Source organism: Pseudomonas sp. UBA5568 (assembly GCF_002425525.1).
In the GTDB taxonomy this organism is placed as follows: domain Bacteria; phylum Pseudomonadota; class Gammaproteobacteria; order Pseudomonadales; family Pseudomonadaceae; genus Aquipseudomonas; species Aquipseudomonas fulva.
Genome location: NZ_DIMK01000021.1, coordinates 75,098 through 92,641, shown reverse-complemented (window position 1 = coordinate 92,641; position 17,544 = coordinate 75,098). Strand labels below are relative to the sequence as shown.

Here is a 17,544-nt window from a genome sequence, read left to right as displayed (position 1 = left end):
CCCGTTGCCTATAGGCCGTGGCGCTGGGCCATCCGACGTCGCCAGTTCTGCAGGCATTGCTCAAGTTGCGCCGGGCTCTGGATGTGCTGGCGGCGCGCCTGGCTCAAGAGAATCAACGCCAGCTCTGCGGTCACCTGTGCGTCGGCGCTGGCGTGATGACGCGCTTGTACCTGCAGCTCGAAACGCGCTACCCAGTCATCGAGACCGGCTTCTCGCAACACCGTGTCGGGATTGAGCATGGGTGCCAGCTCGGCCACATCGAGGAAGGGTATTTGCAGACGATGACCCAGGCTCTGCCGGAGGGCCCGTGCCAGCATGCGCTCATCGAACGGCGCATGGAAAGCCAGCACCGGGCTGGTGCCAATGAACTCGAGCAGGTCAAGCAGTGCGTGCCCTGGGTCGCAGCCCGCTGCCAGGGCGCTTGGGCCCAGGCCGTGTATCAGGACGCTGGGGTTGGTCTTCTGCTCAGGTCGGTACAGGGTCCGCTCGAACTGCTGCGAGAAGTCCACTGCCCCGTCCTCGATGGCCACTGCGCCTATGGACAGGACTTGATCGCGGTTGGTGTTCAGGCCACTGGTTTCCAGGTCAAGTACCACCCAGCGCTGCTCGCGCAGGGTGCAGGTGCCAAGCGCGGTGGGTAGGGGCAAGGCCGCCAGGCGTTCGCGCTGCGAAAGCGCCAGTTGCGGAGCTTGGGGGCGCAGCCATGCGAAGAAGCTCACAGCTGGTACCTCATGGCCAGGCTGCTTTGCAACCGCTGAGCCTGGCGCAACGACTCGCGCAGGATGCGCCGGTCCAAGTGGTTGAGGCTGTCTGGGTCCAGGCGGTTGGAGTAGGCCAGGTTGTCGCGTGCCTGGCGTTGATGTTGCTGCATGCGGGTCTGCTGGATGAAATGGTACGCCTCTTCGTAGGCGGCGCCGTCCAGGGGATCGATCACACCCTTGACCACCAGTTGGCGGATGCGCTCCAGGGTATTGCAAGCACCGATCCCATGGGCCAGCGCCAGCACACGTGCGCCATCGACGAAGGGCGTCAGGCCCTGAACCTTGAGGTCCAGGGTGCCAGCCTTGTCAGTGCCCTGGCGTGTCAGCACGAAGTCGCGCAGACGCCCCACAGGCGGGCGTTGGCGCAGGGCGTTGTCAGCCAGCATGCGTTGGAAGATACGGTTGTCGGCTATCTGCGTCAGCAATGTGCTGCGCAACGCCTCGCACGTGTGTTCGTCGCCCCAGACTACTCGCAGGTCGAAGTAGATGCTCGAGCCGAGTAGGTTCTCCGGGCTTGCGTCACGCACGAAGCCGGCAAAGCGCCGTGACCACTCGCTGTGCGACAGGCACAGCGCAGGGTTGCCGGCCATGACATTGCCCTTGCACAGGGTAAAACCGCACTGCGCCAGGCATTGGTTGATGTACTGCGCCAACGGTAGCAGCCGCGCCCGGATGGCCTGCGCTTCGGTGTCATCGGCTGCGTCGAAGAGGATACCGTTATCCTGGTCGGTGTGCAGGGTCTGCTCGCGCCGCCCTTCACTGCCAAAACAGAGCCAACTGAACGGCACCCCCGGATCGCCACGTTCTGCCAGCGCCAGTTCGATGACCCGGCATACCGTGTGGTCGTTGAGCAAGGTGATGATCTGGGTGATCTGCGTAGAGGAGGCACCGTGGGCGAGCATGCGCTCGACCAACTGACTGATTTCGCCTCGCAGGGAAACAAGCGTGTCCAGGCGCGGCGCATGACGAATGGTACGCGCCAGGTGCACAAGGTCCACCCGCTGCAGGGAAAACAGATCGCGCTCGGACACCACCCCACACAACCGCCCGCTCTCCACCAGGCACACGTGCGCGATATGCCGCTCGGTCATCGCCATGGCCGCATCGAAGGCACTCGCCTGGGGGCTCAGGTAGAACGGTGCGGCGGTCATGTGCCGTGCAATGGGTGCACCCAGATCGGCATCGGCTGCGGCAACCACCTGGCGCAGATCGCGCAAGGTGAAAATGCCCGTCGGCTGGCGCTGCCCATCGACGATCACGATCGAGCCAACCTGCTGCTCATGCATCAGCCGCACGGCTTCGCGCAGCGGTGTCTCGGGGGCGCAGGCCACGGGGTGACGCATGGCCAGTTCGCCTAGCGGTGTATTGAGGGAATACTGGGTGCCCAGGGTTTGCACCGCCTGTTGACGGACCTGTTGGTTGACCTGATCCAGAAGACTGCTGACCCCTCGCAAGGCGAAATCGCGGAACACCTCGGAAAGGGAAAAGACGCGGATGAATGCCGCCTTGTTCAGTTGCAGGCAGAAAGTGTCGTCACCGGCCAGGTGCTCCGTACGCGTGGCTCGCTCGCCGAGCAAGGCTGCCAGTGGAAAACACTCGCCGTGGGTAATCTCGAACGTGGTTTCGACGCCGGGTTTGACCAGGTGCTGCCGCTCACCAACCACGCGGCCCTGCTTGACGATGTAGAAGTGCTCGACCGGCCCGTCGCTTGGCTTGATGATGCTTTCGCCGCTGGCGTAGAAGCGCAGCTGGCACTGCTCGACCAAGTAGGCCAGATGGCTCTGCTCCATCTGGTTGAAGGGCGCAAAGCGCTGCAGGAATTGCAGGGTGCCCTGGATGTTTTGCAGCACTGCCGTTCTACCCGCTTGCTGGTAGGCGTCTTTTTTGCTCATCGACCTGACCGTATCGCTACGCCGAACTATATATATCTATCTATAGGGTCGGCTTTGTTGTTTTCGGCATTCATGGTCGGCCTGCAGAGGGCGTGGTGCCCATTGGACGTAAGTCTAGGGCACGAACACGTCAATAATCCGACGAAAGGTAAATTGTGTGTCGGAGAATCTGCGGTCTTACCAGTAGAGCGAATGGATACGAGACGACCATGTCCGAGCACACCGACATCTTGAGCGACGCAGAGCGTGCGGCACTCGCTGCTGTGAGTGCGCCGCCGCCTGCCCGGCCGGTAGTGCTCGTGGTCGACGATAATCCGGTCAACAGCGAAGCCTTGATGTTGTATCTCAAAAGCAAGGGTATCGACGGCATGACGGCCGATGGCGCCCAGGAGGCGCTGTTCAAGCTCCATTGGGAGCCTCGCATCGCGCTGATGATCACCGACCTGCGGATGCAGCCCGAGGATGGGCTGTACCTTATCCACAAGGTGCGCGAGATGCAGGAAGCGGACCGGGCTGCGCTTTCGATCATCGTGGTATCAGGCGATACCGATGTGAAAGAGGCCGTTGATGTCATGCACCTGGGGGTTGTGGACTTTCTGTTGAAGCCCGTCGACCTGGCGAAACTGCTCGAACTGGTGAAGCGCGAATTGAAGCTGGCCTGATGTGCAAGCGGGGCCCGAAGGCCCCGCCGATCAACGCTGCAAGCAGCTCACGCTATACGCCGGTCGTTCAGATCCCGTTGCGTGCCTTGAACTCACGGCGACGGCGATGCAGCACAGGCTCGGTGTAGCCGTTAGGCTGCTTGGCACCTTCGAGCACCAGCTCGACTGCCGCCTGGAAGGCAACGTTGTCGTCGAAGTTGCCCGCCATCGGGCGATACAGCGGGTCGTTGGCGTTCTGCTTGTCGACCACTGCCGCCATGCGCTTGAGGCTTTCGAGCACCTGCTCCTGGCTGACTACACCATGTCGCAGCCAGTTGGCCAGCAACTGGGCGGAAATGCGCAAGGTGGCGCGGTCTTCCATCAGCCCCACGTTGTTGATGTCGGGCACTTTGGAGCAACCCACACCCTGATCGATCCAGCGCACCACGTAGCCCAGGATGCCTTGGGCATTGTTGTCCAGCTCGTTGCGGATTTCCTCGTCCGACCAGTTGGGGTTGGTCGCCAGCGGAATGGCCAGGATGTCATCGACCGAAGCCGGTGTGCGCGAAGCCAGCTCGCGCTGGCGCGCCTGCACATCCACCTTGTGGTAGTGCAGGGCGTGCAGGGTGGCTGCCGTCGGCGAAGGCACCCACGCGGTATTGGCACCGGCCAGCGGGTGAGCGATCTTCTGCTCCAGCATGGCGGCCATCAGGTCGGGCATGGCCCACATGCCCTTGCCGATCTGCGCACGCCCTTGCAGGCCGGTGGCAAGGCCTACATCGACGTTGTTGTTCTCATAGGCGCCGATCCACTTCTCGTTCTTCATGGCGCCTTTGCGCACGACCGGGCCTGCCTCCATGGAGGTATGGATTTCGTCGCCCGTGCGATCGAGGAAGCCCGTATTGATGAACACCACGCGCTCGGCAGCGGCCTTGATGCAGGACTTGAGGTTGACCGTTGTGCGGCGCTCTTCGTCCATGATGCCGACCTTGACGGTATTGCGCTGCATACCCAGCAGGTCTTCGACCCGGCTGAATATCTCGGCGGCGAACGCCACTTCCTCCGGGCCATGCATCTTCGGCTTGACGATGTACACACTGCCGGTACGGGTATTGCGGCGGCTGGTGGTGCCGTTGAGGTTGTGCAGCGCCATGAGGTTGGTGAACAGACCGTCCTGGATACCTTCCGGGACTTCGTTACCCTGCGCGTCGAGGATGGCCGGGTTGGTCATCAGGTGACCCACGTTGCGTACGAACAGCAGCGAGCGACCATGCAGCGTGACGCTGCCCCCGTTGGGCGCTGCGTACTCGCGATCGGGGTTCATGGTGCGGGTGAACGTCTTGCCGCCCTTGCTGACGCTTTCGGCCAGGTCACCTTTCATCAGCCCCAGCCAATTGCGATACACGATCACTTTGTCGTCGGCGTCGACTGCCGCCACGGAGTCTTCGCAGTCCATGATGGTGGTCAGTGCCGATTCCATCAGGATGTCCTTGACGCCTGCGGCATCGGTGCTGCCCACCGGGGTACTGGCATCGATCTGGATTTCGAAGTGCAGGCCATTGTGCTTGAGCAACACGGCAGTGGGGGCGTTGCTGTCGCCGTGGAACCCGACCAGTTGGGCGTCGTCACGCAGGCCCGTGTTGCTGCCGCCTTTGAGGGTGACGACCAACTGGCCGGCCTCGATGCGATAGGCCGTGGAGTCGACGTGCGAGCCAGCAGCCAGTGGTGCCGCTTCGTCGAGGAAGGCACGGGCGAAGGCGATCACTTTGTCGCCACGTACCTTGTTGTAGCCTTGCCCCTTTTCGGCGCCGCCTTCCTCGCTGATGGCGTCGGTGCCGTAGAGCGCGTCGTACAGCGAGCCCCAGCGGGCATTCGCGGCGTTCAGGGCAAAGCGTGCATTCATGACCGGTACCACCAACTGCGGACCGGCCATGTGGGCGATTTCTTCGTCCACGTTTTGCGTAGTGGCCTGGAAATCGTCGGCTTGTGGCAGCAGGTAACCGATTTCCTGAAGGAAAGCCTTGTAGGCCGGGGCGTCGTGGGCCTGGCCTTTGCGGGCCTGGTGCCAGGCGTCGATCTGGGCTTGCAGCTCGTCGCGCTTGGCGAGGAGGGCTTTGTTCTTTGGAGCGAGGTCGTTGATGATCTTTTCAGCACCTGCCCAGAACTGCTCGGCGATGATGCCGGTTCCGGGGATGGCTTCGTTGTTCACGAAGTCGTACAGGACTTTGGCGACCTGAAGGCCACCGACTTGAACGTATCCAGTCATTGCTTGCCTCACTCTGCTCAGCTATTTCGCTCTTTTGTATTGAGCCTGTAGCGCTTCTCCTCGCACGGCACCAGTGCATGCCTCCGGTACAAGCCCGGACGCGGCTGGGTGCGGTTTGCCTGCCTGACAGCAAGCAACGTGCATTCTTCACAGGCGCCTCGACAGACCTTCAAACGACGTTGTGTAGTCCGCGCCCACGGATACTACATGAAGCAGCCGGCTGGGCACTATCAGACTAAAAGCGCCGTCAGGCGACCTGTTGGTCGCACAGGATCCTGCAAGGAAGCGCCATGTTCGCAAAAAACGGAGTGATTGTTCCAGATAAATCTAAAAACAGTACACGATTTATAAGGAGGATTGCCCTGCGGCAGGTTGACGCGCCTTGCCTATACTGTGGCGACACCTTGGCGCTGTATAGCCTGAACCCCACTCGAGGAACATTCCGTGGAACATCTTGTGCTTACCGTGATCGCCCCGGACAAGGCCGGCCAAGTCGAGCGGATCGCCCAGTGCATCGCCGACTTCGAGGGTAACTGGCTGGAAAGCAGCATGTCGCGCATGGCTGGGCAATTTGCCGGCATCCTGCGGGTGGCAGTGCCGGCGGATCGGTATGACGCGTTGGTGGACGCGCTCGGGGCATTGTCCGCACACGGCATTCGCGTGCAACTGGCCGAAAGTGGCAGCGAGCCTGCCCATGCATCCAAACCCTTTGGCATGGAGCTGGTAGGTAACGACCGACCAGGGATCGTGCGGGATATCACCCGTGTGCTGGCCGAGCTGAATGTGAACGTCGAACGGATTGCCACAGAGGTACGCCCGGCACCGATGAGCAACGAACCCCTGTTTCATGCCGAGGCCCTTCTGGCATTACCCGCGTCCCTGCCGCTGGAGCAGCTGCAGCAACGTCTGGAAGCGCTGGCCGATGACTTGATGGTGGAGTTGCGGTTGCGCGCGGATGAGTGAATGCGGCTCGCCACTGCCGCAGACTCTGGCAGAGGTTATCCCGATTTAGAGAGGACGGCCTTGTGGATAAGCTGGGGCTATCGGGCCCCAGCGCCCGGCTTGCAAGGACTGCAGAGATTTGATCGAAAATTGATCAATGTAGAGGGGTTGTGCACAAACGGCGGGGACGAGGGTGTGGATAAGCTCTGGAGATGTCTCTGCAGGCCATGTATATCAAGGCGTACAGAGACATGATCGTTTTTTGATCAGCGACTTTTACGCAAACTCCACCACGCATCGACGCTGTACAACGCCAGCCCTGCCCAGATGAACATGAATGCCGTAAGCGTGCTTGGGGATAGATGCTCGTCGAACAGCCAGATGGCCTGGAGCAAGACCAGCGTTGGCGCCAGGTATTGCAGAAAGCCCAGCGTGGTGTAGGGCAGATGCCGTGCGGCAGCGTTGAAACACACCAGCGGCACCAGTGTCACGGGGCCTGCAGCCATCAGCCACAAGGCCTCGCTTGTGGTGTAGAACTCACCTTGCGCGCTCATCGCGCCGGGGTGCAGCAGCAACCACCCAAGCGCCAGCGGTACCAGCATCCAGGTCTCGACAACCAGACCGGGCAGGGCCGCCACGGGGGCTTGCTTGCGAATAAGCCCGTAGAACCCGAAGGTCAGCGCCAGTGCCAAGGATACCCAGGGCAGGCTGCCCACCTGCCAGACCTGTTGCATGACGCCGAGCGCGGCCAGGCCGACCGCCAGCCACTGCAAACGGCGCAAGCGCTCGCCGAGAATCAGCATGCCGAGCAGCACGTTGATCAGCGGGTTGATGTAGTAGCCAAGGCTGGCCTCGAGCATGCGTCCGTTGTTCACCGACCAGACATACGTCAGCCAATTGGCTGCGATCAATGTGCCGCTCAATGCCAGGATGGCCAAGCGCCGCGGGTTGTCGCGCAGGTCGCGCCACCAGCCAGGGTGTTTCCAGAAGGCGAGCAGTATCGAGCCGAACAGCGCTGACCACAGCACACGGTGGACGATGATCTCCACGGCGGGGACGCTTTGGATGGCTTTGAAGTACAGGGGGAACAGGCCCCAGATGATGTAGGCACTCAGGCCCAGTAGATACCCGCGACGCGGGTTTGCAGCGTGCATGCAGAGTCCTTGCTTAAGATGCTGATTAACGGCAGCTATTGTAGACAGCGCCGACGGTCGATCTAGAACAACTTGAGTGGGGCTTCATCGAGGGCGGCCATTTGCTCACGCAGCGCCAGAATCTGATCACCCCAGTACCTAGGCTGACCGAACCACGGGAAGCTGGGCGGAAATGCCGGATCGTCCCAGCGACGCGCCAGCCAGGCACTGTAGTGGAGTTGACGCAGGGCACGCAGCGGCTCGATCAACGCCAGCTCACGCGGGTCGAAGTCGTGAAATTCGTTGTAGCCCTCGACCAGCTCGGCCAACTGGCCCTGACGCTCATCCCGATTGCCTGCCAGCATCATCCACAGGTCCTGTACCGCAGGGCCCATGCGGCAGTCGTCCAGGTCAACCACATGGTAGATCTCGTCGCGGTGCATCAGGTTGCCCGGGTGCAAGTCACCGTGCAGGCGGATGACCTGGTGCGGGGTGCGGGCATAGATGGCTTCCACTCGAGCCAGTACATCGCGCGCGACCGATTCGAAGGCGGGCAACAGTTCCCGGGGCACGAACCCGCCTTTTAGCAGTGTGTCCAGTGAGGCGTGCCCGAAGTTATCCACAGCCAACGCTTCCCGGTGTTCGAACGGCCGGCTGGCAGCCACGGCATGCAGGCGTCCGATCAACTGGCCCAAGCGGTACAACTGATCGAGGTTGCCGGGTTCAGGGGCATGCCCACCACGGCGCGGGAACAGCGTAAAGCGAAAGCCGCCGTGTTCGAACAGCGTGTTGCCTTGATGCTGCAGGGGCGCTACCACCGGCACTTCGCAGCCGGCCAATTCGGCCGTGAAGCGGTGTTCTTCGACGATGGCTGCATCGCTCCAGCGACCGGGTCGATAGAACTTGGCGATCAAGGGCTGCTCGCCCTCGATGCCCACTTGGTAGACGCGGTTTTCATAGCTGTTGAGTGCCAATACCCGCGCATCGCTGAGAAACCCCAATGATTCCACGGCGTCGAGCACCAAGTCGGGGGTGAGTGTGGCGAACGGGTGGGACATGATGACTCCGGCGGTAGGCAGCGTGGCCCCCATGTTACCGCGTTGGCCACCGAGGCGCCGCAGGGCACTCGGCCATGTGCCAAACGCCGTTACAGGTCAGGCCGGGATACCAATCACCACATCGGCGGCCGAGAACTGCGCACGCAGGGCGCTGCCAACGGTCACCTGGTGCTCTGCCAGCCAGGCCGGTTCGGCGAAGGCGCACAGGGTCTGACCATTGCCAAGCGCAAGGCGCACCTCGTGGGGGCCATCGGTGCCCGTCAGAATCGAGTCCACGGTCACCTGCAGGCAATTGTGCTGTTGATCCGCCTCGTCGCTGTGGCCCAGCAGGCGCACCCAACCTGCCTTGAGCAAGGCCACCACCGTCGTGCCCAAGGTCAGCCCAAGGCGCTCGGTGCTGTCATGAGTGATCAAGGCTTCGATCTGCAGCCCCCCACTCAGTGCAAGGCCGACCCGGTCATGCCACCCCACGCGATGAAGGGCGCTGACCTGGCCTTGCAGCTGATTCCGGGCGCTGGTGCGCAGCATCAGGCGACCGAGCAGGTCAAGGTCGCTCACATCATCGGTGGCTTCGAGCAACTGAGCTTGCAAGGCTTGCAGGCGCTGATACAGCCGCAGCACCCGTTCGCCTTCGGCAGACAGGCGTGCACCGCCGCCGCCGCGCCCGCCAGTGCTGCGCTCTACCAAGGGGCTGCTGGCCAGGTTGTTGAGTTCATCGATCGCATCCCAGGCAGCTTTGTAGCTCATGCCGGCAGCCTTGGCGGCGCGGGTGATGGAGCCCTGCTCGGCAATGTGCTGCAAGAGGGCCACGCGCTGTGGGCGGCGGGTAATGTGATGGGTCAGTGGGGCAGGTAAGGGCATGGGCATCCGACCGGTTCGGTGATGGGCCAGTGTACGGGGTGGGCGTAGCGTACCACTGCGTCGCCGCCACTGGCCTGCACGCTCATGCATAGCCGGGCTTGGGTGTGCGTGCCAGGCAGTAGACGTCTACACGTGCGGCACCTGCCTTGCGCAGGACCTGTGCAACAGCCTGCGCCGTCGCGCCGGTGGTCAGTACATCATCGACGAGCGCGACATGCTGGCCGTGCAGGCCACCGCATACGGCGAACGCCTGACGCAGGTTGCGCCATCGAGCCTTGGCGCTCAGATGCTGCTGGGCCGTGGTGTGGCGGGTGCGTACCAGCAGGTGTTCGACGAAGGGCACTGCCAGTTGCCTTGACCACCAACGCGCCAGCATCGCAGCCTGGTTGAACCCCCGTTCACGCAGTCGGCGCCGTGTCAGGGGTACAGCAAGCAGCACGTCGGGGCGGGGCAGGCCTTCGGCATAGTGATGGCTCAGCGCATGACCGGCAATCTCAGCCATCAGGCGTCCCAGCGGCCACTGACGGTTGTGCTTGAACCGACTGATCAGGGTGTCCACCGGAAATGTGAAATGCCAGGGTGCCAGAACCCGTTCGAATGCTGGCGGCCTGCGGTTGCACTGTCCGCATTCCATGCCTGCCATGGCCAGAGGCAGGGCGCACCGTGAGCATTGGTCATCAGCCAGCCAGGGCAGTTGTTGTTCACATGGCTCGCATAGCGCGTAGGGCTGGAGCGCAGTGGCACCGCATAGTGCGCATATTTGGTTAACTAGTGACCAGTTGTAGACCAGCCTCTTAAGCTTAAGTTGACAGTTCATGGGCCTTCCCTGACTATTTCGGCTATCCGTGAAGCGCGGGCGTTCTCCTTGCCCGGCGCCTGCTAGAGCCTAAACAAGGAAACGCCGATGAGCGCCAGTACAACTGCAACAACACGTCACGACTGGTCCCTGGCCGAGGTCAAGGCGCTGTTCCAACAGCCGTTCAACGACCTGATCTTCAACGCCCAGGCTGTACACCGTGCGCATTTCGACCCCAACCGGGTGCAAGTCTCCACCCTGCTGTCGATCAAGACCGGTGCCTGCCCCGAAGACTGTAAGTACTGCCCGCAGTCCGGGCACTACAACACCGGCCTGGAAAAGCAGAAGCTGATGGAGGTGCAGAAGGTGCTCGAGGAGGCCGCGCGCGCCAAGGCCATTGGTTCCACGCGCTTTTGCATGGGCGCTGCGTGGAAGCACCCTTCGGCCAAGGACATGCCCTATGTGCTGGAGATGGTCAAAGGGGTCAAGGCCATGGGCCTGGAAACCTGCATGACCCTCGGCAAGCTCGACCAGGAGCAGACCCAGGCGCTGGCCCAGGCGGGCCTGGACTATTACAACCACAACCTCGATACCTCCCCCGAGTTCTACGGCAGCATCATCACTACGCGCACCTACGCCGAGCGCTTGCAGACCCTGGCCTATGTGCGCGATGCCGGCATGAAGATCTGCTCTGGCGGCATCCTCGGCATGGGCGAGACGCTCGATGACCGCGCAGGCCTGCTGATTCAACTGGCCAACCTGCCTGAGCATCCGGAGTCCGTGCCGATCAACATGCTGGTCAAGGTGGCCGGTACGCCGCTGGCCGACGAGGCCGACGTCGATCCGTTCGACTTCATCCGCATGCTGGCAGTGGCCCGTATTCTCATGCCCAAGTCGCACGTGCGCCTTTCGGCAGGCCGTGAGCAGATGAACGAGCAAATGCAGGCCTTGGCATTCCTGGCCGGTGCCAACTCGATCTTCTACGGTGAAAAGTTGCTGACAACGGCCAACCCGCAGGCCGACAAGGACATGCAGCTGTTCGCACGCCTGGGAATCAAGCCTGAAGCCGGTGAAGAGCACGCCGATGAAGTCCACCAGGCTGCGATCGAGCAGGCGCTGGTCGAGCAGCGCAACGATGCGTTGTTCTACGATGCAGCTTCGGCCTGACATGGCCTTCGACTTGGCCGCGCGGCTGGCCGACCGGCGCGCGGCGGACCTCTACCGACAGCGCCCCTTGCTGGAAAGCCCACAAGGGCCGCTGGTAGTGGTCGATGGCCAGCCGCTGCTGGCTTTCTGCAGCAACGATTACCTGGGCCTGGCAAGTCATCCTGACGTGCTCGCGGCCTGGCAGGCAGGTGCTGATCGCTGGGGTGTGGGTGGGGGGGCTTCGCATCTGGTCATAGGCCATACCACGGCACACCATCAACTTGAGCAAGCATTGGCCGAACTCACCGGGCGGCCGCGAGCGCTGCTGTTCTCCACCGGCTACATGGCCAACCTGGGGGTAATCACCGCCTTGGTGGGCAAGGGCGATACGGTGTTGCAGGATCGCCTGAACCACGCCTCGCTGCTCGACGGTGGCCTGCTCAGCGGCGCGCGTTTCAGCCGTTACCTGCACAATGATGTCGGCAGCCTGAGCGACCGTCTGGCCAAGGCCACGGGCAATACATTGGTCGTGACCGATGGCGTGTTCAGCATGGACGGTGATGTGGCCGATTTGCCGGCGCTGGCCCAGGCGACGCGTGCGCGCGATGCCTGGCTGATGGTGGACGATGCCCATGGCCTGGGCACCCTGGGTGTGGGCGGCGGAGGAGTCGTCGAGCACTATGGCCTGGGCGTGGACGATGTCCCGGTACTGGTCGGTACGCTGGGCAAGGCCTGCGGTACGGCGGGTGCGTTCGTGGCTGGCAGTGAAGCGCTGATCGAAGCGCTGATCCAGTTCGCCCGGCCTTACATCTACACCACCAGCCAACCGCCCGCCTTGGCCTGCGCCACCCTCAAGAGCCTTGAGCTGGTGCGGACACAGCCTTGGCGACGCGAGCACCTGGCGGCACTGATCCAGCAATTTCGCGAAGGCGCAGAACAACTGGGCTTGCGCCTGATGGAGAGCCAGACGCCGATCCAGCCGATTGTCATCGGTGACAGCGCGCAAGCGCTTCGTCTGTCGCAGCTACTGCGCGAGCGCGGTCTGTTGGTGACCGCTATCCGGCCACCTACGGTGGCGGTCGGTAGTGCGCGATTGCGCGTTACCTTGAGCGCTGCCCACACAGCAGCTCAGGTGCAGCTATTGTTGAATGCATTGGCAGAGTGTTATCCACAGCTGGAGCGCGCCGATGCGTAACCGACTCGTACTGCTACCAGGCTGGGGCCTGGGCACCGCTTCTCTTGAGCCGCTTGCAGCCAGCCTGCGCGCCCAGGACCCTGGGCTTCAGGTGACGCTGATGCCCATGCCGGAGCTGGATCACTGTGACGTCCAGGGTTGGGTCGAGCACCTGGATCGCAAGGTACCCAACGATGTGTGGCTGGGGGGGTGGTCGCTGGGCGGTATGCTGGCCAGTGCCCTGGCCGACAAGCGCGGCGACCACTGTTGCGGCTTGCTCACCCTCGCCAGTAACCCTAGTTTCGTGGCCCGTGCCGATTGGCCTCACGGGATGGCCGAAGACACCTTCGGGACGTTCCTGGATGGTTGCCGCAGCCATCCGTCGGTCACGCTCAAGCGCTTTCGCACGTTGTGCAGCGAAGGGGCCATGCAACCGCGCACCTTGCTTCGCCAGCTGGGCGTAGGCGTTCCAGACACCGATCCGCTGTACCTGGCTACGGCGCTACAGGTACTGGCCCAGCTCGATACCCGAGCAGCGCTGGAGGCATTCGCCGGCCCGCAGCTTCATCTTTTTGCCGGCGCAGATGCCCTGGTGCCAGCCGAAGCTGCGCAGGCGTTGAGCGAGCTGTTGCCCGACGTGGAAGTGGGCCTTGTCGAAGACAGTTCCCATGCGTTTGTGCTCGAGTACCCACAAGAACTGGCCAGCGGTATCAAAAGTTTCCTGCATGAGAGTGGCGATGACTGATCTTTCCCAGCCAGGCTTGCCTGGCGCCTTGCCCGACAAACGCCAGGTGGCCACGTCGTTTTCGCGTGCGGCAGCCAGCTATGACAGCGTGGCAGCCCTGCAGCGTTCGGTCGGTATGAACCTGCTGACGATGCTGCCATCTGACCTCGAACCGACTCGCTGGCTTGATCTGGGCAGTGGCACGGGCCATTTCAGCCGGGTGCTTGCCGAGCGTTACGGGCCTGCAAGCGGTGTTGCCGTGGACATCGCCGAAGGCATGCTGCGTCATGCTCGCGATCGAGCCGATGGCGCCCAAAGCTACATCGTCGGCGATGCCGAGCGCTTGCCGCTGGGGGAGGGGTGCGTCGATCTCGTCTTTTCCAGCCTGGCCGTCCAGTGGTGCAGCCATTTTGCCCAAGTGCTGGAAGAAGCTTCGCGTATTCTGCGACCAGGCGGCGTCCTGGCTTTCAGCAGCCTGTGCGTGGGTACGCTTGATGAATTGCGCGGCAGTTGGCAGGCCGTGGATGGCCAGGTCCACGTCAACCGCTTCAGGCGCTTCGACGAATACCAACGTTCATGTGCAGCCAGTGCCCTCGAAACGCAGGTACTGCAACAGTTGCCGCATGTATTGCATTATGCACACGTGCGCACATTGACCCATGAACTCAAGGCGCTGGGGGCGCACAACCTCAACCCGGGTCGTCCTGCCGGGCTCACCGGGCGCGCCCGCATACAGGGTATGCTCCAGGCGTACGAGGCCTACCGCCAGCCCCAAGGGCTGCCTGCCACTTATCAAGTGGTCTACGGCGTGCTGCGCAAGCCTGTGGCATAGGAGTACTTCATGAGTCAGGCGTATTTCATTGCCGGAACTGACACCGATGTCGGCAAGACCACCATTGCAGCCGGTCTTCTACACGCAGCGAAGTTGCAGGGGTTGAGCACCCTGGGGGCCAAGCCGGTGGCATCTGGCTGCAGCATGACGGCCAAGGGCTTGCGCAACAGCGACGCCCTGGCGCTGATCGACGAGAGCACCATCAAGCTCGCCTACGAGCAGGTCAACCCATTCGCCTTCGAGCCAGCCATCGCCCCCCATGTCGCCGCGCGGGAAGCCGGTGTGACGCTGGCGGTGGCGCAGCTGCTGGCGGATATGCGCACGGTGTTGCAGCACCAGGCCGATTTCACCTTGATCGAAGGCGCAGGCGGCTGGCGGGTGCCGCTTTCGGGCCTGGCGAACCTGTCGGACCTGGCCGTTGCATTGCAGCTGCCGGTCATCCTGGTGGTCGGGGTAAGGCTGGGCTGCATCAGCCACGCGCTGCTCAGTGCCGAAGCCATCGAACGGGACGGACTGCAGCTCGCCGGGTGGGTGGCGAACATCATCGAGCCAAAAACGTCGCGGCTCGAAGAGAATCTGGCCAGCCTGGCCGAACGGCTGCCGGCGCCTTGTCTGGGCCGAGTGCCCAAGCTCAAGCAAGCCACGGCGGACAAGGTGGCCGAGCATTTGCAACTGGACTTGCTGGATTAACCAGCGCGTGTCTGCGGTAGCGGCGGGGCCAAGCGTGTGCAAGGTTAACTGACGCTGGTATGGTCAAGGCCTATCAAGTGGCACTGAGCCATTAGCGATTTAAACGGGCTTTTTGGTAGCTGGCCTGCTTTAATGAGGCCTCACCGTCATCCAGTGTCGATGGAGTCCTGACATGGAAATCACCGGTAGCTCCGCCTTCTACGCAGGCCTTGGTGCCATTCACAATGGTCAGAATCGCGTTGACCAGGCCGCCAGCCAGGTCGCCAACACCACCGCCGAACGTTCCGCCACCAGTCAGTCGAGTGATTTTCAGGCCGAGCGGCTGCGTGCCGTGGATAGAAGTCAGCAAATGGACCTGGCCACCAGCACCGTGCAAATGGCACTGGGCAGAACCGAAGTCGAGCTTGGCGCCAAAGTCGTCAAGGCATCCGACGAAATGCTGGGTCGTATCATCGACACCTACGCCTAACGGTCGATAGCGCGTTCCCGCCCGCCACACACCGCCCAGAGGCTTGCACTGCCTCGTTTTCTTTTCTTCGCCAGAAGCGTCCCCGTCCTCACGGGCGAAGTGGCGTGGGCGTTGATGGCGGATTCGCCATTTTTCGTGGCGTAAATGGCACCTCTGGCCCTTCTTGACATCCGCCAGCGGTAAACGTAAGTTTCAAACAACTGTTTGATAGACCCTGCCGCGTGCGCCGGTCCCCCACAGAACTCACCTAGAGGTTCATCGCGATGCCTGACTACAAAGCCCCCCTGCGTGATATTCGCTTCGTGCGTGATGAGCTACTCGGCTACGAGGCGCACTATCAGAGCCTGCCAGGTTGCCAGGACGCCACGCCCGACATGGTGGACGCGATTCTCGAGGAAGGTGCGAAGTTCTGTGAGCAGGTACTGTCGCCGCTCAACCGCGTAGGCGATCAGGAAGGCTGCACCTGGAGCGAGGCGGGCGTGAAGACGCCGACCGGTTTCAAGGAAGCCTACCAGCAGTTCGTCGAAGGCGGCTGGCCGAGCCTGGCGCACGATGTGGAGCACGGTGGTCAGGGGTTGCCCGAGTCGCTGGGCCTGGCCCTGAGCGAAATGGTGGGCGGTGCCAACTGGTCGTGGGGCATGTACCCAGGCTTGTCCCACGGCGCAATGAATACCATCTCGGCCCACGGCACTGCCGAACAGCAGCACACCTACCTGACCAAGCTGGTTTCGGGTGAATGGACCGGCACCATGTGCCTGACCGAACCGCATTGCGGCACCGACCTGGGCATGCTGCGCACCAAGGCCGAACCCCAGGCCGATGGCAGCTACAAGGTCAGCGGTACCAAGATCTTCATTTCGGCCGGTGAGCACGACATGGCCGAGAACATCGTGCACATCGTGCTGGCACGCCTGCCCGATGCACCGGCTGGCACCAAGGGTATTTCCCTGTTCATCGTGCCGAAGTTCCTGCCCAACGCCGAAGGCGCAGCGGGTGAGCGCAATGGTGTGAGCTGCGGCTCCATCGAGCACAAGATGGGTATCCATGGCAATGCCACCTGCGTGATGAACTTCGACGCAGCCACCGGTTACCTGATCGGCCCGGCCAACAAAGGCCTGAACTGCATGTTCACCTTCATGAACACGGCACGCCTGGGGACTGCGCTGCAAGGCCTGGCCCATGCCGAAGTGGCCTTCCAGGGTGGCTTGAAGTATGCCCGCGAGCGCCTGCAGATGCGCTCGCTGACCGGGCCCAAGGCGCCTGAGAAGGCCGCCGACCCGATCATCGTCCACCCGGATGTACGTCGCATGCTCCTGACCATGAAGGCCTTCGCCGAGGGCACCCGTGCGATGGTCTACTTCACGGCCAAGCAGGTGGACATCGTCAAGTACAGTCAGGATGAGGAAGAGCGCAAGAAGGCCGATGCCCTGCTGGCGTTCCTGACCCCAATCGCCAAGGCCTTCATGACCGAAGTCGGCTTCGAGGCGGCCAACCATGGGGTTCAGGTCTACGGTGGGCATGGCTTCATCGCCGAGTGGGGCATGGAGCAGAACGTTCGTGACAGCCGTATTTCCATGCTGTACGAGGGCACCACGGGCATCCAGGCCCTGGACCTGCTGGGCCGCAAGGTGCTGATGACCCAAGGCGAGGCCCTCAAGGGCTTCACCAAGATCGTGCACAAGTTCTGCCAGTCGCAGGAAGGCAACGAGGCGGTCAACGAGTTCGTTCAGCCCCTGGCTGCGTTGAACAAGGAATGGGGCGAGCTGACCATGAAGGTGGGCATGGCTGCCATGAAGGACCGTGAGGAAGTGGGTGCGGCATCGGTGGACTACCTCATGTACTCCGGCTACGCCTGCCTGGCTTACTTCTGGGCCGACATTGCCCGCTTGGCTGCCGAAAAGCTGGCAGCAGGTACCAGTGAAGCGGCGTTCTACACCGCCAAGCTGCAAACGGCACGCTTCTACTTCCAGCGCATCCTGCCGCGTACCCGCACGCATGTGGCTGCCATGCTGTCCGGTGCTGACAACCTGATGGCCATGGACGAAGAACACTTCGGCCTGGCTTACTGAGTCACCTCAGGTCGTATGCGAACCGTCTGCTCCGGCAGGCGGTTTTTTTATGTCTGGCGCAAGGCAACGGTAAAGGCGCTCAAGTGTCCA

16 protein-coding genes are annotated in these 17,544 nt (G+C 62.4%); 9 read left to right on the top strand and 7 right to left on the bottom strand.

What is annotated here, in order from left to right:
• Positions 1–8: 8 nt before the first annotated feature.
• Positions 9–719 carry a 3'-5' exonuclease gene (locus tag B2S33_RS06575; protein WP_027913589.1) on the bottom strand — a complete coding sequence of 237 codons (711 nt, stop codon included), beginning with the start codon at positions 717–719 and terminating at the stop codon, positions 9–11.
• A complete protein-coding gene (locus tag B2S33_RS06570; protein ID WP_027913590.1) occupies positions 716–2,653 on the bottom strand; it encodes a DUF294 nucleotidyltransferase-like domain-containing protein in 1,938 nt (645 codons plus the stop codon). Before B2S33_RS06570 ends, B2S33_RS06575 begins: the two co-directional genes overlap by 4 nt.
• Before the next feature lie 209 nt (positions 2,654–2,862).
• On the opposite strand from B2S33_RS06570, the gene B2S33_RS06565 reads away from it, so the two are divergent.
• Complete coding sequence (locus B2S33_RS06565) at positions 2,863–3,315, top strand: response regulator (RefSeq protein ID WP_027913591.1); 453 nt, start codon at positions 2,863–2,865, stop codon at positions 3,313–3,315.
• A gap of 67 nt (positions 3,316–3,382) precedes the next feature.
• Here B2S33_RS06565 and B2S33_RS06560 read toward each other — a convergent pair whose 3' ends face one another.
• Positions 3,383–5,560 (bottom strand): malate synthase G, encoded by a 2,178-nt coding sequence (locus B2S33_RS06560; RefSeq protein ID WP_027913592.1) that lies wholly within the window; start codon positions 5,558–5,560, stop codon positions 3,383–3,385.
• Positions 5,561–6,004: 444 nt separating this feature from the next.
• On the opposite strand from B2S33_RS06560, the gene B2S33_RS06555 reads away from it, so the two are divergent.
• The gene (locus tag B2S33_RS06555; protein WP_027913593.1) at positions 6,005–6,523 is read left to right on the top strand and encodes a glycine cleavage system protein R; all 519 of its coding nucleotides are present in this window, start codon (positions 6,005–6,007) and stop codon (positions 6,521–6,523) included.
• Between the two features lie 245 nt (positions 6,524–6,768).
• On the opposite strand, the gene rarD is transcribed toward B2S33_RS06555, so the two are convergent.
• The 4 genes from rarD to B2S33_RS06535 form a co-directional block, all read right to left on the bottom strand.
• Positions 6,769–7,656: an EamA family transporter RarD gene (gene rarD, locus B2S33_RS06550; protein ID WP_049695338.1), complete on the bottom strand. Its 888-nt coding sequence runs from the start codon at positions 7,654–7,656 to the stop codon at positions 6,769–6,771.
• Between the two features lie 62 nt (positions 7,657–7,718).
• On the bottom strand, positions 7,719–8,693 hold the full coding sequence (locus B2S33_RS06545) for a serine/threonine protein kinase (RefSeq protein WP_028686641.1): 975 nt from the start codon (positions 8,691–8,693) through the stop codon (positions 7,719–7,721).
• 96 nt (positions 8,694–8,789) lie between these two features.
• Complete coding sequence (locus B2S33_RS06540; RefSeq protein WP_027913596.1) at positions 8,790–9,554, bottom strand: TOBE domain-containing protein; 765 nt, start codon at positions 9,552–9,554, stop codon at positions 8,790–8,792.
• Between the two features lie 82 nt (positions 9,555–9,636).
• The gene (locus tag B2S33_RS06535) at positions 9,637–10,371 is read right to left on the bottom strand and encodes a ComF family protein (RefSeq protein ID WP_286928542.1); all 735 of its coding nucleotides are present in this window, start codon (positions 10,369–10,371) and stop codon (positions 9,637–9,639) included.
• Between the two features lie 87 nt (positions 10,372–10,458).
• On the opposite strand from B2S33_RS06535, the gene bioB reads away from it, so the two are divergent.
• The 7 genes from bioB to B2S33_RS06500 all read left to right on the top strand — a co-directional run bounded on the left by bioB (position 10,459) and on the right by B2S33_RS06500 (position 17,454).
• The gene (gene bioB, locus B2S33_RS06530; RefSeq protein WP_104926581.1) at positions 10,459–11,517 is read left to right on the top strand and encodes a biotin synthase BioB; all 1,059 of its coding nucleotides are present in this window, start codon (positions 10,459–10,461) and stop codon (positions 11,515–11,517) included.
• A 1-nt stretch (position 11,518) separates the two neighbouring features.
• On the top strand, positions 11,519–12,691 hold the full coding sequence (gene bioF, locus B2S33_RS06525) for an 8-amino-7-oxononanoate synthase (protein WP_088522858.1): 1,173 nt from the start codon (positions 11,519–11,521) through the stop codon (positions 12,689–12,691).
• The gene (locus tag B2S33_RS06520) at positions 12,684–13,415 is read left to right on the top strand and encodes an alpha/beta fold hydrolase (RefSeq protein ID WP_088522859.1); all 732 of its coding nucleotides are present in this window, start codon (positions 12,684–12,686) and stop codon (positions 13,413–13,415) included. Before bioF ends, B2S33_RS06520 begins: the two co-directional genes overlap by 8 nt.
• A complete protein-coding gene (gene bioC / locus B2S33_RS06515; protein ID WP_059183576.1) occupies positions 13,408–14,226 on the top strand; it encodes a malonyl-ACP O-methyltransferase BioC in 819 nt (272 codons plus the stop codon). The genes B2S33_RS06520 and bioC overlap by 8 nt, the downstream gene beginning before the upstream one ends.
• Positions 14,227–14,235: 9 nt before the next feature.
• Positions 14,236–14,916: a dethiobiotin synthase gene (bioD, locus tag B2S33_RS06510; RefSeq protein WP_027913601.1), complete on the top strand. Its 681-nt coding sequence runs from the start codon at positions 14,236–14,238 to the stop codon at positions 14,914–14,916.
• A gap of 172 nt (positions 14,917–15,088) precedes the next feature.
• On the top strand, positions 15,089–15,385 hold the full coding sequence (locus B2S33_RS06505; protein WP_027913602.1) for a hypothetical protein: 297 nt from the start codon (positions 15,089–15,091) through the stop codon (positions 15,383–15,385).
• Positions 15,386–15,648: 263 nt separating this feature from the next.
• Complete coding sequence (locus B2S33_RS06500) at positions 15,649–17,454, top strand: phenylacyl-CoA dehydrogenase (protein ID WP_027913603.1); 1,806 nt, start codon at positions 15,649–15,651, stop codon at positions 17,452–17,454.
• The last annotated feature ends 90 nt before the right edge of the window (positions 17,455–17,544 follow it).